Origin of the sequence: Pseudomonas sp. NFACC10-1 (assembly GCF_900119195.1) — a bacterium.
Classification (GTDB): domain Bacteria; phylum Pseudomonadota; class Gammaproteobacteria; order Pseudomonadales; family Pseudomonadaceae; genus Aquipseudomonas; species Aquipseudomonas cerasi.
The window spans coordinates 681,683-699,022 of sequence record NZ_FPJB01000003.1; the positions used below are offsets into that span (position 1 = coordinate 681,683).

Sequence of the window (17,340 nt, forward strand, 5' to 3'; positions counted from 1 at the left end):
TTTCCGGTTATTCCCCCTCTGATCCGGTTGTTCGCAGCCTCTGCGAACAACCGGCATTCCGTTACCCGTCCAGACTCACATGCCGGCTCAACAGCGCGCGCAGCGCTGCAGGCTTGACCGGCTTGGGCAGGTAATCGAGCCCCGCCGCGTGCACCTGAGCGATCAACTCCGCACGCCCATCGGCACTGATAAGCACGCCCGGTACCGGTTGACCCAGTCGGGTGCGCAGCCAGGCCATGAGTTCAGTACCGGTTTCGCCCTCATCCAGGTGGTAATCCACCAGAGCAATCTGCGGCCGGATGCCATTGTTCAACAGCGCTTCGCATTCCTGGCGATTGCGCGCGGTCCAGACCTGACAGCCCCAGCGTGACAGCAGACTGTGCATACCGATCAGGATGCTGTCCTCGTTGTCGACACACAGCACCTGTGTGCCGTTCAGCGCGGGGCGGCTGACATCGGGCAGTGTTGCGGGGACTGCCGCCTGAGGCGCGGCCAGCGGCACCCGCACGCTGAACACGCTGCCTTTGCCGGTCCATGAGCGCACTTGCAAAGGATGCTCGAGAATGCGGCACAAACCATCGGCAATCGCCAGCCCCAGACCCAGCCCCTTGGCCGCGTGAGTCTTGTGGCTGTCGAGGCGTTTGAATTCTTCGAAGATTACCTTGCGTTTGTCTTCGGGAATGCCCGGCCCCCGGTCCCAGACTTCCAGGCTCAGGCTGTCACCGTAGCGCCTGACACCCAGCAGAATAGGGCCTTTGGCATAGCGGAAAGCGTTGGTCAAAAAGTTCTGCAGCACCCGGCGCAACAGTTTGATATCACTGTCGACGCGCAGTGAACTGCCCCTCACACGAAAGCTCAGACCCTGTTCCTGGGCCAGCGCCTTGAATTCGGCACCCAGGGTGTCAAACAGCGCGCTGAGCGGAAACGGCTGACGATCCGGGGTGATCTTGCCGTTTTCGATTCGGGAAATATCCAGCAGGTCGCTGATCAGGTCTTCGGCGGAGCGCAGCGAGCTGTCCAGGTGCCGAACCAATTGCTGGGCTTCGCTGGAAATCCCTTCCTGCTGATGTGACAGCGCAGCGGAGAACAGCCGTGCAGCGTTCAACGGCTGCATCAGGTCATGACTCACCGCGGCCAGGAAGCGGGTTTTCGATTCGTTGGCGGCTTCAGCGGTGCCCTTGGCGTCGGTCAGCGCCTGGTTGAGCTGGGACAATTCGTGGGTACGTGCGGCTACCCGCTGCTCAAGGCTTTCATTGACGCCTTTGAGGGCGTGTTCGGCGGCGCGGAACTCGGTGATGTCGGTGAAACTCATGACGAATCCGCCGCCCGGCATCGGGTTGCCAATCAGTTCGATCACCTGGCCATTGGGAAACAACCGCTCAGAGGTATGAGCGCGGCCCTGGCGCATCCAGTGCAGACGCCGCGCAACGTGAACCTCTGCCTCGCCCGGTCCGCAGAGTCCGCGCTCGGCGTTGTAACGGATGATGTCGGCAATCGGCCGGCCAACGCCGATCAGGCCTTCGGGGTAGTTGAACAGCTCCAGGTAACGACGATTCCAGGCCACCAGCCGCAAGGACTGGTCCACCACGCTGATGCCCTGGGTAATGTTTTCGATGGCACCCTGCAGCAGCGCGCGGTTGAACTGCAGAACTTCGGAGGCTTCGTCGGCGATGCGTACAACGTCTTCCAACTGCATGTCGCGACCTTCGATAGCGGCCTTGACCACGGCGCGGGTCGAAGAGGTGCCGAGCACGCCGGCCAGCAGCCGCTCGGTATGCGCGATCCATTCACCATCGGCATTCAGGCCGGGGTTGAAACCCTTGCCCTGCCTGTGGGCGAAGCGGATGAAACTCTGTCGCGCGCGGTCCTCACCAACGAAGCGTGCCGACAGGCTCAGCAAGTCCTCGATCTGCACCGCGAGCAGGGGGCGGCTGAAGTCGCGTCCCTGGGTTTCCTGGCCGATGAAACGACCCGCCTGCCAGTGCTCGGCTACTCGCGTGCGCGACAACATCGACACCCAGGCGAACAACGTACAGTTGCCGGCCATCGACAGCACCACGCCCTGGGTCATCGGCGAGATAGGCAGGTCGAACGGGTTGCTGTGCAGCCAGGAAAGCAGCGGGAAAGTGCTCAGCGACCAGCCCATGCCATGCGCCGCTACCGGTAGCACAAGGGTGTAGAACCAGATGAAGATGCCCGCCGCCAGGCCTGCAAATACGCCACGCCGATTGGCCTGCTTCCAGTACAACGCACCGAACATGGCGGGAGCCAGCTGGGTGATCGCGGCAAAGGCGATCTGGCCGATGGTTGCCAGACTGGCCGTCGACCCCAGCATCCGGTAGCTGACGTAGGCCAGCAGGAGAATCATCACGATGCTGATGCGTCTGACAGAAAGCATCCAGTGACGAAACGCCTCGAACGGCCGCTCGGTGTTTTTGCGTCTCAACAGCCACGGCAGCAGCATGTCGTTGGAAATCATCGTCGACAGCGCCACGCAGGCGACGATCACCATGCCGGTTGCTGCCGATGCTCCGCCGATGAAGGCCAGCAGCGCCAGCGACGGGTGAGCGTGCGCCAGCGGCAGGCTGATCACGAACGAGTCGGGCAGCATGGAGCCGGGGAGGAGCATTTGTCCGGCCAGCGCAATCGGCACCACGAACAGCGCAGCCAGCGCCAGATAGGCCGGGAACACCCATTTGGCGAGATTCAGGTCCTGAGGCTCGATGTTCTCGACCACCGTCACGTGGAACTGACGGGGCAGGCAGACAATCGCCATCATCGCCACGCCGGTCTGCACGAACATCGACGGCCAGTTGATCGTGTCTTTCCAGTATTCCTCGAGGCGTGGCGCCAGTTTGGCCTGATTGAACAGGTCGTCGAATCCGTCGTACAGGCCGAACGTGACGAACACACCGACTGCCATGAAAGCGAACAGCTTGACCAGCGCCTCGAAAGCAATGGCCAGCACCATGCCGCGATGGTGTTCGGTGACATCCAGATTGCGCGCACCGAAGACGATGGTGAACAGCGCGAGAATCAGCGACACCACCAGCGCGGTGTCCTGAGCACGAATACCGGTGGAATCGGCCACGGCACCGATCAGGATATTCACCCCCAGCACGATGCCTTTGAGCTGCAGCGCGATGTACGGCAGCATGCCGATCAGGCAGATCAGCGCCACCATGACTGCGAGGGATTGGGATTTGCCATAGCGCGCCGCGATGAAGTCGGCGATCGAGGTGATGTTTTCCTGTTTGCTGATCAGCACCATTTTTTGCAGCACCCAGGGTGCCAGTACCATCAGCACGATGGGCCCCAGGTAGATCGGCAGGAACGACCACAATTGCTCGGCGGCCTGGCCCACTGCGCCGAAAAACGTCCAGCTGGTGCAGTACACCGCCAGCGACAGGCTGTAGACCCAGGCGCGCATGGTCGGGCGCAGCGACGCGCTGTAGCGGTCGCCGTAAAAGGCGATAGCAAACATGATGGCCATATAGGACAAGGCAACGGCCGCAATCAGCCCGCTGGACAGCGACATATCAAATTCCACACCGTATCGATAACGCGCAGTCTCGCACGATGGCTGCGCTTCGTCTTTGTCGACCAAGGTCGAGCGTGGCGCGGTGTCGCAGCTGCCCCGACCAAGCCCGAAGTGATAAAAATAGCGACACAGATTTTGTAAAAAGAAATGTCCTATCGACATTCGTCAGCGTTACGTCTTCAATGTGCCTCGGATTGGCCGCTGCGTCAGTTCACCCCAGCCTCTCAGGACCACGGACGATGAGCCAACAGTCACAATTCAGCCTGCTCGGGAAACGCCGTTTCCTGCCGTTTTTCATTACGCAGTCCCTTGGGGCGTTCAATGACAATATCTTCAAGCAGTCATTGATCCTTGCCATCCTTTACAAGTTGAGCATCGACGGGGATCGTTCGATCTACGTCAATCTGTGCGCTTTGCTGTTCATCCTGCCGTTCTTTCTGTTCTCGGCGCTGGCCGGGCAGTTCGGTGAGAAGTACCCCAAGGACCAGTTGATCCGGATCATCAAGTTCGGAGAGATCGTCATCATGGCGGTCGGTGCCGCAGGTTTTCTGTTCAATCATCTGGAGTTGATGCTCGCCGCGCTGTTCGCCATGGGCACGCATTCGGCGCTGTTCGGACCGGTCAAGTATTCGATTCTGCCCCAGCACCTGCGCGAGAGCGAACTGGTCGGCGGCAACGCGCTGGTCGAGATGGGCACCTTTCTGGCGATTCTGGCCGGCACCATCAGCGCGGGTGTGATGATGTCTTCTTCGCACTATGCCTGGGTGGTGGCGGCTGCCATCGTGCTGGTCGCCTGCCTGGGGTTCCTGGCCAGCTTCGGTATCCCGCGCGCCGATGCCGCCTCGCCGGAGATGAAACTCAACTGGAACATCTTCACCCAGTCATGGGCGACCTTGCGCATGGGGCTGGGGCAAACGCCTGCGGTTTCGCGCTCGATTGTCGGCAACTCGTGGTTCTGGTTCGTGGGGGCGATCTACCTGACGCAGATCCCGGCCTATGCCAAGGAATGGATGTACGGCGACGAAACGGTCGTTACCCTGATTCTGACCGTGTTCTCCATCGGCATCGCGCTGGGCTCGCTGCTCTGCGAGCGCTTGTCCGGGCATAAGGTCGAGATCGGGCTGGTGCCGTTCGGCTCGATGGGCCTGACGATTTTCGGCCTGCTGCTGTGGTGGCATTCGGGCGGTTTCCCGCAGAACGTGCAGGCCAACGACTGGCTGGCGGTGCTGTCTTCCGGGCAGGGCTGGCTGGTGCTGTTCGACATTCTCGGTATCGGCATCTTCGGCGGCTTTTATATCGTGCCGCTGTACGCCTTGATCCAGTCGCGCACGCCGGTAAAAGAGCGCTCGCGCGTCATCGCCGCCAACAACATCCTCAACGCGCTGTTCATGGTGGTCTCGGCGATTGTCTCGATCCTGCTGCTGAGCGTTGCCAAACTGTCGATCCCGCAGCTGTTTCTGGCCGTGTCGGTGATGAACATCGCGGTCAATATCTACATCTTCAAGATCGTCCCCGAGTTCACCATGCGCTTCATGATCTGGCTGCTTGGCCATTCCATGTACCGCGTCGAACACCGCAATCTGGACCGTATCCCTGACGAAGGCGCGGCGCTGCTGGTCTGCAACCATGTGTCCTTTGTCGATGCATTGCTGATTGCCGGCGCAGTGAGGCGCCCGATCCGCTTTGTCATGTACTACAAGATCTACCAACTGCCCGTGCTTAACTTCATCTTTCGCACTGCAGGGACCATCCCCATTGCCGGGCGTAACGAAGACATGGACATCTACGAGAAATCGTTCAAACGCATCGCCCAGTACCTCGCAGAAGGCGAACTGGTGTGCATCTTCCCGGAAGGCAAACTGACCACCGACGGCGAAATCAACGGCTTCAAGAACGGCATGAGCCGCATCATTCAGGAAACCCCGGTACCGGTCATTCCACTGGCACTGCAAGGCCTGTGGGGCAGCTTCTTCAGCCGCGACCCGAGCAAGACCCTGTTTCGCCGCCTGTGGTCTCGCGTCGTGCTGGTTGCCGGCTCGCCCATTGCAGCAGACGTGGCAACCCCCGTGGACGTGCGCGAAGAAGTGAAAGCACTGAGAGGGAAAGTGCAGTAGCGTCGGCGCTCCGTACGACTGACGTGCCAACCACTTCGCGTTGGCACGATAGCCAAAGGTGACCTGAGCCGGAACCCACATCCACCTGATGTCACAGAACCGCCGTGTGACGCGGAGCGTCACGAACGGCGTTCCCACGCGGAGCGTGGGAGCGATAGTCGAGCCTGAACCCCAATCCGCCTGATGTCACAGAACAGCTGTATGAAGCAAAGCGTCACTGCGGCCTGGACGTATTCTCTTCCTCCGGCATCTTCCTGAAATACGTCGACAGCAACGCCCCGGAAATATTGTGCCAGACACTGAACAGCGCACTTGGCACCGCCGCCAGCGGCGAGAAATGAGCACTCGCCAGCGCAGCGCCCAGCCCCGAGTTCTGCATGCCGACCTCCAACGCCAGCGACTTGCGTTGCGCCAATGGCAGCTTGAAAACCTTGCCAGTGAAATAACCCAACAGAAAACCGAACGTGTTGTGCAAAATCACCACTGCCATGATCAGCAGGCCGGATTCAGCGATTTTTGCCTGACTGGCGGCGACTACAGCGCAGACGATCATCACAATACTGACCACCGAGACCAGCGGCAGCACGTCCACGGCATAGCTGACCCGCGCACCCAACAGGCGCTGTGCAACCACACCGAGCACAATCGGCAGCATGACCAGTTGCAGGATCGACCAGAACATATCGAGGAAAGACACCGGCAGCCACGCCGAAGCGAGGAACCAGATCAGGGTCGGGGTCAGCAGCGGGGCGAGCAGGGTAGTGACCGCAGCGATTGCCACCGCCAGCGCCAGATCACCCTTTGCCAGCCAGGCCATGACGTTGGATGAAGTGCCGCTCGGGCAGCAACCGACCAGAATCACGCCCACGGCGATCTCCGGCGGCAGTTGAAACACCTGGCACAGCAACCAGGCTACACCGGGCATGATTACAAAGTGCGCGATCACACCCAGCGCCACTCGCCACGGGTTACGCGCCACTTCGGAGAAGTCGTCAAGTTTCAGGGTCAGGCCCATGCCGAACATGACCAGCCCCAGCAGCGGCACGATCCAGCTTTTCAGGCCGATGAAAACCTGCGGAAACAGAAATGCCAGAATGGCGAACAACAAAACCCAGTAGGCAAACGTGTTGCCGACAAAACGACTCAAGGCTGCCAACGCACGCATGGCCTGCTCCTTCTTGTTGAATAACCGGGATGAAATGAATGCGCCGTCTGACGAGACGGCGCGGTGTTTCGAGCGGCAATGTTGCAAAAGCGCGTATCAGATGCCTTGCGGAATCTCTTCGCCGCCCAGTGCCTCGAACAGCTCCGGCAGGAACTCGCCGAAGGTCAGCATCATCAGCGTGAAGCTGGCGTCCAGTTGCCCCAACGCTTCGTCACCACCGTCCTGTTCGGCCTGATCCTGCAGCAGGTCCTCGAACTTCAGACGCTTGACCACCAGTTTATCGTCCAGCACGAACGACAATTTGTCCTGCCAGGCCAGCGACAGCTGGGTCACGACCTTGCCTGTGCTCAGGTGCAGCTGGATTTCGTCGCCGGTCAGGTCCTGACGCTTGCAGCGCACGATACCGCCATCTTCATGGGTGTCGCGCAGCTCGCACTCGTCCAGCACGAAGAAGTTGTCGGCTGCTTTCTGGGTCTTGACCCAGTCGGTCATGGTCGCACTCGGTGAAACCTTGACCGTCAGCGGACGTACCGGCAGCGAGCCGATGACTTCGCGCAGAGTGGACAACAGGTCTTCGGCGCGTTTCGGGCTGGAGGCATTGACCAGGATCAGGCCCTGTTTCGGCGCGATGGCGGCGAAGGTGGCGGAGCGGCGGATAAAGGCGCGCGGCAGGAAAGCCTGGATGATTTCATCCTTGAGCTGATCACGTTCCTTCTTGTAGACCTTGCGCATCTGCTCGGCTTCGATCTCGTCGACCTTTTCCTTGAGCGCGTCACGCACGACGCTGCCCGGCAGAATGCGTTCTTCCTTGCGTGCGGCGATCAGCATGAAGTCCTGACTGATGTGTACCAATGGAGCGTCTTCGCCCTTGCCGAAAGGAGCGACGAAACCATAGGTGGCTACCTCCTGGCTGGCGCAGGCGCGCGCCGGCTTGGTCGCCAGTGCTGTCTCCAGCGCTTCGGCATCAAAAGGCACGTCCTGGGTCAGGCGATAGACAAGCAGGTTTTTGAACCACATGAGGTGAATCTCTCTTTCTATACAAAGGCGGGCATTATTCGCTCCTCAGCCGCTGGGGCCAACCCTGTACAGAGCGTTTGTAAGCCTTTGGAAGGATTATAAAAATTATTTGAAAAAGTGCTTGCCAGAGTACAGGTCGCTCCGTAGAATGCGCGCCACACCGAGAGTGAAGGGTGATTAGCTCAGCTGGGAGAGCAGCTGCCTTACAAGCAGCGGGTCGGCGGTTCGATCCCGTCATCACCCACCAAACTCGCTTTTAGTGTTACGCGCAGCGGTAGTTCAGTCGGTTAGAATACCGGCCTGTCACGCCGGGGGTCGCGGGTTCGAGTCCCGTCCGCTGCGCCATATTCCGCTTCAAGGCCCTTGAACTCCTTGAAGCAAACAGAAAGCCCGCCTAGTGCGGGCTTTTTGCTTTCTGTCGTCTGGAAATCCCAACCCTCCTCGTGCAATGCCCCTGCGGCAGTTCTATTGAAGTTCTGTAAGAATTACTCTTCGCGAATGTAAGTGATTTCCTTAAATATTGAAGTTAAAACCAGGCTTGTTAGTTAGCTCCGGTGAACGCTTGATTTATCCTCTTTGCTGGTATTAGCTGCATGGGTTGATCGGGTATTCAGGCATCAGGAGTGCTCTTGATTACCCAGAATAATTAATCCAAGCCGACCGCCGAATCGAGGCGGTCTGATACGGTAGTGAGTTAAGGGATAACTATGAAAAATCGTTTTAAACTGCTTGCAGGCACCACAGCCTTGATCCTCTCTGCGGGCGCGCTGGCCACGCCAGCACTGCACACCGCAACCATCGACCAGCACGGCAATGTCGTTGCTCAGTCGTCGCCGTGGATCAAGTCTGTAAGTTACAGCAGTCAGAAAGACTACTTCGCGACTTATAAAGTGCTCTTCAAGGAAGGGCAATTTGAAAAGTCTCCAGGTTTTTGCTCGGTATCTTCCATCGATACCAGTGATCATGAGCGGCTGTTCTACGGGCACGCCAAGTTGGGCGGCGCTGCAACAACAGAGCAGGTCAATGTATTGGGGCTTATGGTCGGCAAACGGGGAGCCTCGGGTGATGCCTCGATGAGTTTCCAGTTGGCCTGCAGTAATTGATTCAATGAACCCCGCCTGGTGCGGGGTTTTTTACGGCGGTCCGATCTGGCAGCGCACCGTCCGGCTTTCCATCCAGCGCATTTGCGCAGATCATTCCTCCACCTCCCAACAAGAAAGGACGTGTCATGAGCCTGCCTCTTCAGGGCATCAAGGTGGTGGAGCTGGGTCAGCTCATTGCCGGGCCGTTCGCGGCGAAGATTCTCGCCGAGTTCGGTGCCGAGGTCATCAAGGTCGAGCCGCCGCTGACCGGGGACCCCCTGCGCAAATGGCGTTTGCTGCATAACGGCACGTCCGTCTGGTGGGCGGTGCAGTCCCGCAACAAACAGTCCGTGACCCTCGATCTGCGCCAGCCTCAGGCGCAGGAAATGGTACGGCGGCTGATCCGGGATGCCGATGTACTGGTCGAGAACTTCCGCCCCGGCACACTTGAGGGCTGGGGGTTGAGCTGGGAAGCGCTGCACGCCCTCAATCCGAAACTGATCATGCTGCGTGTCTCTGGCTACGGGCAGACCGGCCCGTATCGCGACCGGCCGGGTTTTGGCGTGATCGGCGAGGCGATGGGCGGTTTGCGTCATCTGTCCGGTGAGGCAGGGCGCACACCAGTACGTGTCGGCGTATCGATTGGCGATTCGCTGTCTGCGCTGCACGGTGTGATCGGCGTTCTGCTGGCGCTTCGTCACCGCGAGCAGAACGGTGGCGAGGGGCAGCAGATAGATGTCGCGTTGTACGAGTCAGTGTTCAACATGATGGAAAGTCTGATTCCCGAGTATTCGGTATTCGATACTGTCCGCGAGCCGGCTGGCAGCAGTCTGCCTGGCATCGCTCCGAGCAATGCCTACCGCTGCAATGACGGCAAGTACGCGCTGATCGCGGGTAATGGCGACAGCATCTTCCGGCGCCTGATGGAAAAGATCGGCCGCATGGACCTGGCCAGCGACCCCGAACTTCAGCATAACGACGGGCGGGTCAGGCACGTTGCGCGCATCGATGCGGCCATTTCGACCTGGACCGCCGAACGCTCGATGGACGAAGTCCTTGCGGCGCTCAACGAAGCACGCATTCCGGCAGGCAAGATCTACGACGCTGCCGACATTGCCAGTGACCCGCATTATCAGGCGCGGGACATGCTGTTGCAGGGCACGCTGGACGACGGAACACCCGTCACCCTTCCGGGGATTGTGCCTAAACTTCAAGCCACGCCGGGTCAGGTAACATCGTCTGCGCCAACACTCGGTCAACACACCGATGCCGTGCTTGAAGCGCATGGTATAGATGCTGCCACACGTGCCGAATGGCGTCGGCTCGGCATTATCTGATCCGAAACGTGGCCGTTGTCGTAAAAAAGAACTCTATTTCAAACGGAGCTGATCCCGTGATTGATCATCTGGACCACCTGGTACTGACCACTGCCGATATCGACGCCTGCAAGGACTTTTACGTACGCGTTCTGGGGATGACCCCTGAACGCTTTCGTCAGGGGCGTCTGGCATTCCGCTTCGGCAATCAGAAAATCAACGTTCATGAACGCGGCAAGGAGTTCGAGCCCAAGGCTCATTTGCCAGTACCGGGTGCGCTGGATCTGTGTTTCATCGCCACCATCCCGCTGGAGCAGGTGATTGTGCACCTGCAGGAGCAGGACTGGCCGATCGTCGAAGGCCCGGTCGAGCGCACCGGTGCTACCGGGCCGATCTGGTCGGTGTATGTGCGTGATCCGGATCTGAACCTGATCGAAATTTCCGAGCCAGCGGCGGATGTGTCGATTTAATCGCACTCTATGAGGGCGGCTGCATCACTGCATCAGCAGCCCTTCGCAGGCGCTCCGTCTTTCGGCACGAACGCGCCTTTGTCACCTGGCTTGGTGATGATGTACGCGCGTCGCCACGGCTGGTCGTCGATCAGTTTCCAGCGATGGCCAGGGCCGGTGGTGTCCTGCGCCAGCAACACTTCTCCGGGGTGCAGGACAAAGTTCTCGCCGCCGGTGGTGGAAAATTCCAGAGTGCCGGACAGGGTGATCACGTACTGCTCTTCGGGTGCCGGATGCCAGTCATAGGTGGAGTGCGCCGGGGTTTCCTTGAAGTGCAGGGTGCTGACATCGGTCATGGCTTTTTGATCGATCGAACCCACGATAACGTGTGACAGATTGTCGGGGCCTGTGCACAGGCGGTAGGCCTTGATGCCCTCAGTGACAACCAACGGCGGCTTCTTGGCGGCATAGGCTGCGCTGACCGGCAACAGGGCTGCTGTGGCGATCAAGGCCAGGCTTGCCAATTGGCGAGCTGTCGAGCGCGTTGAGCGAAAACGAGTGGTCGGTTGCATAAAAATGTTCCTGAGCACGACAAACTGCGTAAGCCCTGGTCGCCAGTCGCGATGGTCGACGCAGGGTCTGGGCCGATTCGCCCACGCCGCGGATCGAAGCACATCCCAGAACGCTTAAAAATTATCTTTAATTTCATGTTGTTCGGCGCTGGCCGATCCACATAACGTCATATTCATCTATGTCACTCGCTGTCTCGGGTTTCCTTACGCTCATGGCTCAATCAGTCAGGCTTTCAAGGAACCGTGCATGCACCCCAGAAAAAGACTCTTCAAGCGATCCATCGATCACCACCCCGATATGCCGACGCTCAGCGCGCCGTTCGATCATCCTGATGATGCGGCGCGTTATGCTCATGAGCGGATCGGCGACCGGCGTGATCGCGAATACGGCGGTTTCATTCTGGTTCGCAGGGATGGCAAATACATCGCGACCGAACCCATGAATGGCAGCCAGTTCAGCTTCGATCCCAATGAAGTCTTCCCGCGCAACGAGCAGGAAGGTTATGTGCTCTACCCGCATGGGCATGACGACTATGCGGTCTACCATTCTCACCCGTCACTGCAGGCCGGGCTCGACGAGTGGCCGGAGAGTGAAAAGGTCACTTACCCGAACAGCCTTTCAGTCGGCGACATTTACGCAGTGATCGATGATCAGAAGGTGTGTTCGGCGACCTATCTTTCCGGGCCTGACGGTTCCCTGATCAAATACACACTGTCTCGCTCTGCCGCCGAAGACGCCTTGTTTGCGCGCGTCTCCGGTCCGCCGAGCATGCCGCACCTGTGTGAACTCAGCCAGATCCACCAGGCGTTGCAGAACCTCAGCATGATGCCCAGTGATGTGGTTCGTCTGCTGGCCGGTGCCGGGGATCTGCGCGTGATAGTGCCCAGCCTACTGTGGGGACGGGTGGGCAAAGTGCTGGCCGACTGGCACCCGTATCCTGACGCAACCGCTGCTCGCGCGGCGCCGGTCAAATCGCCCGCAAGCTGCGACGTGCAATGGCCGCCCCGATCTTTGAGCCTCAGCGCGCCGTTCGACAGCGCCGACGAGGCTGCACGCTACGCACATGGCCGTATCGGCAGTCGTATTCATTCACAGATCATCGGTTTTCTTCTGTTCAATCCGGTCACCCGAGCCTATCGGATTGCCGAGCCGACGCTCGATGACGGCATGCCAGTGTATGCGCCGTGTTCGGCGTTCCATCCCGATGCGTATTACCGGCCTGCATTGCCTGACGGCTATCGTGTGGACGGTATGTATTTTTGTTCAGCCAATCTGGCCGTCGAGGGTGGGCGTGAAGTGATGAACGATTTCTTCGAGCCGGATGACCTGCATCGGATGTTCAGCTATCGGCACAAACCGGCCCAGCGCCGCAAAGGCATGCCGATTCGCTATGGTTTCGAAATGTCCGCCGTTTATTTCTCGGCAGCCGACGGCGCACTGCTTTGTTACACACCCAGCCAGTCCGACGAGGAGTTTCAACTGTTGCAAAGCGTATCGCGTGTCTATTCGGGGGACGGGTCCATTCAGGCGCAACTCGCGGCCGGTACCCTCAGCGTGCAGGATTTCGTCCTTCGGGTGGCGCGGGCCGGGCATCTGCGCGTGCTGCAGACCAGTGAGCGCTGGCCCGATGCCGGTGTGATCAGTCCCGTGGGCTGAGCCCTGTGCAGCGTGCCGGCGCCTTGCCGTCGCGAATCACAAACTGAACTGCAACTGAACAATGCGGTACAGATCCGGGAAAACCTTTGGATACCTGAACTTATCGGCGTTTTCTCCCTCTCATGCCGGTAGCCATTGATCGCGGCGGCCTGATAAGCTCGCGGCTTTACTCGTTTGCCCTTTTGGCGCATGAACAAGGAATTAGCATGAAACAGCATCGGTTGGCAGCGGCGATTGCCCTGGTCGGTCTGGTACTCGCAGGTTGTGACAAGCAAGCCAGCACCGTTGAGCTGAAAACCCCAGCACAAAAAGCGTCTTATGGCATCGGTCTGAACATGGGCAAAAGCCTGGCTCAGGAAGGTATGGATGATCTGGATTCCAAGGCTGTAGCCCTGGGTATCGAAGACGCTGTCGGCAAGAAAGATCAGAAACTCAAGGACGAAGAGCTGGTTGAAGCCTTCTCCGCGCTGCAAAAGCGTTCCGAAGAGCGTCTGGCGAAGATGAGCGAAGAGGCTTCTGCCGCTGGCAAGAAATTCCTCGAAGAGAACGGTAAGAAGGACGGCGTGGTCACCACCGCTTCCGGCCTGCAGTATCAGATCATCAAGAAAGCCGACGGCCCTCAGCCCAAGCCTACCGATGTTGTGACTGTTCACTACGAAGGCAAGCTGATCGACGGCAAGGTCTTCGACAGTTCCGTTGAGCGCGGCAGCCCGATCGACCTGCCTGTTGGCGGTGTGATTCCGGGTTGGGTCGAAGGCCTGCAACTGATGCACGTCGGCGAGAAGATCAAACTCTTCATCCCGAGTGATCTGGCTTACGGCGCACAGAGCCCGAGCCCGGCGATCCCGGCCAACTCGGTACTGGTGTTCGATCTCGAACTGCTGGGTATCAAAGACCCTGCAGCGGCACCGACTGCAGGTGCTGATGCCGACGAAGAAGAAGAGGCAGCCCCTGCCGCTTCGGCTCCGGCCAAGAAGTAACGCTCTACCTGGCTACAGAAAACGCCCTGTCTCGACAGGGCGTTTTTGTGTCCGGCTTATTTCCCGAACGCTTGGCCATTCGGGCAGTCCCACTACCATGGATGCATGCAAAAGCATTGTCCGACAGTCCGGCAGGATCAAGGCACTCGTCTCATAGAGGGTGTCGGGTTCACACGTTTGTAGTTTTTTTGTGAGTAAAAAACGCCCGATTTGACTGTGGCCCCCCGAAAACGGGGGGTTGAGGCTGGAAAAAAGCCACTGTTCACAAGGTTATCCACAATTATTGTGGATAACCTTGTGGCTTTGGCCAGGCAGGTCCAGCGGACCTGCTTTTATCGAACGACATTTTGCTGAGCGGGAGTGGGTATGAAAGCACCGTGGAATTTTATCCGTTATCTGCCCGGAGCCCGGCGTCTGCTGGCAGCCGGGCGATTGCCAGGGCTATTGTTCGCTGTCGCGCGCAAGGGCAACAGTGAAGGTAATCGTCTCGGCAAGCTCAAGGAAGACCTGCGTTTGCTGCAGGCCTTGTGCCTGGCTTACTGGCGGGGCGAATACCGCAGCATCAGCCCCAAAGCGATTCTGTCCATCGTCGCCGGTCTGATGTACTTCCTCAGCCCGCTGGATGCGATCCCCGACTGGATACCCGGCCTCGGCATGCTCGATGACATCGCCGTGCTTGCATGGGTTACCAAGCACTTGAGCAATGAACTGGATGCCTTTCGTGCATGGCGGGCGCAGCAATCGCCCGAGAAACTCATCGTGGTCGAGCAACTGCCGAAGACTCAGGCACTGCTGGAGCAAGAGCGGGGTAAGGTGTAAGTCTCACGGATTGAACACCAGCCCTGGCGTTCCGCTGTTAAGATGCCTGCCTATGGATCAGGCCTGATCAGTATGCGGTCGTGTAGTACAAGGTGACTCTATGGATCTTCAAGTGATATCCCGTGACGGGGAGCCTGAATATGCAGTGCTGCCCTGGGCGCAGTATCAAGCGCTGCTCAAGGCTGCCGGACTGGCCGGCAAACCGTCCAGCGAGCCAGCTGTATCGACTTCCGGCACTACCGCCGGTGAGCTTCCAGGGTTCGATGAGTTGCGTGCACTGCGCGAGGCCAAGGGCCTTGAAGCGGCGAGCCTGGCGCGTACCGTCGGGATCAGCCCGTCCTATCTGGAATTGATCGAGAACGGTACTCGTGAGCCGGACGGCGCGATCAAGCGCAGCCTGGCGTGGGAGCTTGGGGTGCCGGGCTGGCGAGGTGAGTCGTGAGCGTGCGCATCAGTCGTCAGCATTGGGACGGGCTGCTCAATGAGCTCGATCTGGCCCGTCGCCAACGGCATCTGCTGACCTATCGCGCGCTGGTGGAACGCCTGCAACTGCCCAGTCCGGCCATGCAGACCCTGACGGCGGCTCTTGAGCACCTCGCCGCCATGGATGCCCGCGCTGAACAACCCTTGCGCAGTTCGCTGGTCATCAGTCAGGGCGCAAGCCGCCTGCCGCGTCCTGGTTTTTTCGAGTGTGCCGAACGCCTGGGCCGTTTCTCCGGACCTTCGGACGGCGTCGCGGCAGCCTCATGGCATGCCTCGGAAGTGGTTCGGGTGTTTGAATACAGTTATCCGGAAGTTGAAGCGCAGTAGGGGAATGGCACCGGCACTCACGCCTGCATCAACAAATCCAGTCGCGTCGAATCTATGACGTGAATGCTTGCGCCAGCGACATCCTTGGCGAAGTGCTTGGCCTGTGAAGCGAGGTCGGCCAGTTGGCTGGCATCGACCAACGTGCAGCTTTCTTCATGCAGGTGCACCACGCCGATCGACAGCGACAGCAGGGGGAATTCCTGGCGTTGGCCCTGCCGGTTGAGGGCGATGAAGCACCCGGCTTCCAGGTGTTCTGCGCGGTAGAAACGACGGCATTGATTCTGAAAATCATCCAGCAGGCTTTTCAGGCGTCGTTCCCAGTCATCAAAGCCCAGCACCATCAGAAAATCATCTCCGCCGATGTGCCCGACAAAGTCCCTGGCCGGATCGATGCGGTCGTTGAGGCATTGCGCCAGACACAGCAGCACCTCGTCGCCACGGGCATAACCGTAGATGTCGTTGAAGGGCTTGAAACTGTCGATGTCCACGTAGCAGATCATCGATGCGCGGCCTTGCTGCAGCAGTCGAGTCAGGCACTGCTGAATCGGGACGTTGCCGGGCAGCAGGGTCAGCGGGTTGGCGTAACGTGCCTGCTGGATCTTCATTTCGGTAATCAGCTTGAGCACGTCGATCACCCGGCCTAGCCCAAGATAGGTACCGTTCGAGGTGATGATGAAATCCTCCTCGATGCGTTGCCGGGCACGGCTGGTCAACAGCCGGCTGACCTGTTGCAGCGACTGGCTGACTTCCACGGCCAGAAAGTCACTGCTCATCAGACGGCTGATCGGTTTGCGGGCAAACAGCTCGGTGCCGAAGGGCTTGAGCAGGGCCTCGGACAATGAGTGCCGGTGGACGATGCCACACGGTCGGGCGTCGTCATCCAGCACCGCCAAAGAGTTGAGGTTGGCCTGCCTGCGAAACGCTTCCAGCACTTCAGCAGTGGGAGTTGACTGGCTGACCGATGGCTGCGGGTTGAGCAGGGCAGACAGGTCGGCCGCTTCTTCGTTGAGCGGCGTCACTGCGATCTCTGTCCTGGGCAGCATGGCGCGAGTGTCGCGCGGCGGGCGCTCCTGAGGGCGCGCCAGCAGATAGCCTTGAACCAGGTTCACGCCCATGTCTTTCAGCGTCGCCAGCTCTTCGGGCAATTCGATGCCTTCGGCAATCACCGTCGCTCTGGAAGCCTTGGCCATCTGTAGCATGGAGCCGACGAACTCGCGCTTCACCGCATCCTGATGAATGCCGTCGATGAAGTGCCGATCGATTTTCACATAGTCCGGGCGCAGCTCCGACCACAGTCGCAAGCTCGAATAACCGGCACCGAGATCGTCCAACGCAATGGAGAAGCCCATGTCGCGATAGTGATGCAAGGCGTTGTACAGCAGGTCGAAATCGTCGGTAGGCATCTGCTCGGTCAGTTCGATGACCACGTCCTTCGGCGCGATGTGGTATCGGCGCAGCATTTCCAGCGTCCGACCCGGAGGATGAGAGCTTTCGAGCAGCGATTCGGGGGAGACGTTGAGAAACAGCTTGCCCGGCAACTTCTGCTGACTGAAACGTCGGCAGGCGCTGTCTCGGCAACTTAACTCCAGCTCGCTCAGACGCCCGGCCTGGCGGGCGATGGCGAACAGATTCAGGGGCGAGTGCAGGGCGCTGTTGGACGGGCCGCGGGTCAAGGCTTCATAGCCCAGAATCCGGTGCTCCGACAGCGAGACGATGGGTTGGAACAAGCTGTGCAAATCACCACGAGCCAGAATGGAACTCAGTGCGCTCAGCTGCTCTGTTATGGTCATGGTCGTCTCGGAGAGAATGAAAAAGGGC

The 17,340-nt window shown here is 59.3% G+C and carries 14 protein-coding genes and 2 tRNA genes; 11 read left to right on the forward strand and 5 right to left on the reverse strand.

What is annotated here, in order from left to right; all coding sequences use genetic code 11:
• Positions 1–61: 61 nt before the first annotated feature.
• Positions 62–3,538, reverse strand: a complete 3,477-nt coding sequence (locus BT119_RS11865) for a hybrid sensor histidine kinase/response regulator (protein WP_003430908.1) — start codon at positions 3,536–3,538, stop codon at positions 62–64.
• A 242-nt stretch (positions 3,539–3,780) separates the two neighbouring features.
• On the opposite strand from BT119_RS11865, the gene BT119_RS11870 reads away from it, so the two are divergent.
• Positions 3,781–5,655, forward strand: coding sequence for an MFS transporter (locus BT119_RS11870; RefSeq protein ID WP_003430909.1), 1,875 nt, complete (start codon positions 3,781–3,783; stop codon positions 5,653–5,655).
• A 214-nt stretch (positions 5,656–5,869) separates the two neighbouring features.
• On the opposite strand, the gene BT119_RS11875 is transcribed toward BT119_RS11870, so the two are convergent.
• Entirely contained in the window at positions 5,870–6,820 is a 951-nt protein-coding gene (locus BT119_RS11875; RefSeq protein ID WP_003368323.1) for a bile acid:sodium symporter family protein, read from the reverse strand.
• A gap of 96 nt (positions 6,821–6,916) precedes the next feature.
• Positions 6,917–7,837 carry a recombination-associated protein RdgC gene (rdgC, locus tag BT119_RS11880; RefSeq protein WP_003317427.1) on the reverse strand — a complete coding sequence of 307 codons (921 nt, stop codon included), beginning with the start codon at positions 7,835–7,837 and terminating at the stop codon, positions 6,917–6,919.
• A gap of 171 nt (positions 7,838–8,008) precedes the next feature.
• Here rdgC and BT119_RS11885 point away from each other — a divergent pair.
• The 5 genes from BT119_RS11885 to BT119_RS11905 all read left to right on the forward strand — a co-directional run bounded on the left by BT119_RS11885 (position 8,009) and on the right by BT119_RS11905 (position 10,705).
• Positions 8,009–8,084 (forward strand) — tRNA-Val (locus BT119_RS11885).
• 21 nt (positions 8,085–8,105) lie between these two features.
• A tRNA-Asp gene (locus BT119_RS11890) sits at positions 8,106–8,182 on the forward strand.
• 362 nt (positions 8,183–8,544) lie between these two features.
• A complete protein-coding gene (locus BT119_RS11895) occupies positions 8,545–8,940 on the forward strand; it encodes a hypothetical protein (RefSeq protein ID WP_003368325.1) in 396 nt (131 codons plus the stop codon).
• Between the two features lie 125 nt (positions 8,941–9,065).
• A complete protein-coding gene (locus BT119_RS11900; protein WP_003368326.1) occupies positions 9,066–10,256 on the forward strand; it encodes a CaiB/BaiF CoA transferase family protein in 1,191 nt (396 codons plus the stop codon).
• A gap of 56 nt (positions 10,257–10,312) precedes the next feature.
• A complete protein-coding gene (locus BT119_RS11905; RefSeq protein ID WP_003368327.1) occupies positions 10,313–10,705 on the forward strand; it encodes a VOC family protein in 393 nt (130 codons plus the stop codon).
• Positions 10,706–10,737: 32 nt separating this feature from the next.
• Here the strand turns inward: BT119_RS11905 and BT119_RS11910 are convergent, their stop codons facing one another.
• Positions 10,738–11,256, reverse strand: coding sequence for a cupin domain-containing protein (locus tag BT119_RS11910; RefSeq protein ID WP_054080794.1), 519 nt, complete (start codon positions 11,254–11,256; stop codon positions 10,738–10,740).
• Between the two features lie 247 nt (positions 11,257–11,503).
• Between BT119_RS11910 and BT119_RS11915 the strand changes: the two genes are divergently transcribed.
• From BT119_RS11915 to BT119_RS11935, 5 genes are all read left to right on the forward strand, one after another.
• Positions 11,504–12,913: a DUF4329 domain-containing protein gene (locus tag BT119_RS11915; RefSeq protein WP_072365745.1), complete on the forward strand. Its 1,410-nt coding sequence runs from the start codon at positions 11,504–11,506 to the stop codon at positions 12,911–12,913.
• A 206-nt stretch (positions 12,914–13,119) separates the two neighbouring features.
• Complete coding sequence (locus tag BT119_RS11920) at positions 13,120–13,893, forward strand: BamJ family beta-barrel-assembly machinery protein (RefSeq protein ID WP_003368330.1); 774 nt, start codon at positions 13,120–13,122, stop codon at positions 13,891–13,893.
• A 366-nt stretch (positions 13,894–14,259) separates the two neighbouring features.
• Positions 14,260–14,712, forward strand: coding sequence for a YkvA family protein (locus tag BT119_RS11925; RefSeq protein WP_003430931.1), 453 nt, complete (start codon positions 14,260–14,262; stop codon positions 14,710–14,712).
• Between the two features lie 100 nt (positions 14,713–14,812).
• Positions 14,813–15,154: a helix-turn-helix domain-containing protein gene (locus BT119_RS11930; RefSeq protein ID WP_003368334.1), complete on the forward strand. Its 342-nt coding sequence runs from the start codon at positions 14,813–14,815 to the stop codon at positions 15,152–15,154.
• Positions 15,151–15,522 (forward strand): hypothetical protein, encoded by a 372-nt coding sequence (locus tag BT119_RS11935; protein WP_003430937.1) that lies wholly within the window; start codon positions 15,151–15,153, stop codon positions 15,520–15,522. The genes BT119_RS11930 and BT119_RS11935 overlap by 4 nt, the downstream gene beginning before the upstream one ends.
• Before the next feature lie 17 nt (positions 15,523–15,539).
• On the opposite strand, the gene BT119_RS11940 is transcribed toward BT119_RS11935, so the two are convergent.
• A complete protein-coding gene (locus tag BT119_RS11940; RefSeq protein ID WP_042930573.1) occupies positions 15,540–17,312 on the reverse strand; it encodes a GGDEF domain-containing protein in 1,773 nt (590 codons plus the stop codon).
• Positions 17,313–17,340: the final 28 nt, after the last annotated feature.

Excerpts from the sequence above, each read along its gene's own strand:
- BT119_RS11910 (WP_054080794.1), bottom strand. The coding sequence starts at position 11,256 with ATGCAACCGACCACTCGTTTTCGCTCAACGCGCTCGACAGCTCGCCAA.
- BT119_RS11875 (WP_003368323.1), bottom strand. The coding sequence starts at position 6,820 with ATGCGTGCGTTGGCAGCCTTGAGTCGTTTTGTCGGCAACACGTTTGCC.
- BT119_RS11895 (WP_003368325.1), top strand. The coding sequence starts at position 8,545 with ATGAAAAATCGTTTTAAACTGCTTGCAGGCACCACAGCCTTGATCCTC.
- rdgC (WP_003317427.1), bottom strand. The coding sequence starts at position 7,837 with ATGTGGTTCAAAAACCTGCTTGTCTATCGCCTGACCCAGGACGTGCCT.
- BT119_RS11930 (WP_003368334.1), top strand. The coding sequence starts at position 14,813 with ATGGATCTTCAAGTGATATCCCGTGACGGGGAGCCTGAATATGCAGTG.
- BT119_RS11870 (WP_003430909.1), top strand. The coding sequence starts at position 3,781 with ATGAGCCAACAGTCACAATTCAGCCTGCTCGGGAAACGCCGTTTCCTG.
- BT119_RS11865 (WP_003430908.1), bottom strand. The coding sequence starts at position 3,538 with ATGTCGCTGTCCAGCGGGCTGATTGCGGCCGTTGCCTTGTCCTATATG.
- BT119_RS11940 (WP_042930573.1), bottom strand. The coding sequence starts at position 17,312 with ATGACCATAACAGAGCAGCTGAGCGCACTGAGTTCCATTCTGGCTCGT.
- BT119_RS11915 (WP_072365745.1), top strand. The coding sequence starts at position 11,504 with ATGCACCCCAGAAAAAGACTCTTCAAGCGATCCATCGATCACCACCCC.
- BT119_RS11900 (WP_003368326.1), top strand. The coding sequence starts at position 9,066 with ATGAGCCTGCCTCTTCAGGGCATCAAGGTGGTGGAGCTGGGTCAGCTC.
- BT119_RS11925 (WP_003430931.1), top strand. The coding sequence starts at position 14,260 with ATGAAAGCACCGTGGAATTTTATCCGTTATCTGCCCGGAGCCCGGCGT.
- BT119_RS11920 (WP_003368330.1), top strand. The coding sequence starts at position 13,120 with ATGAAACAGCATCGGTTGGCAGCGGCGATTGCCCTGGTCGGTCTGGTA.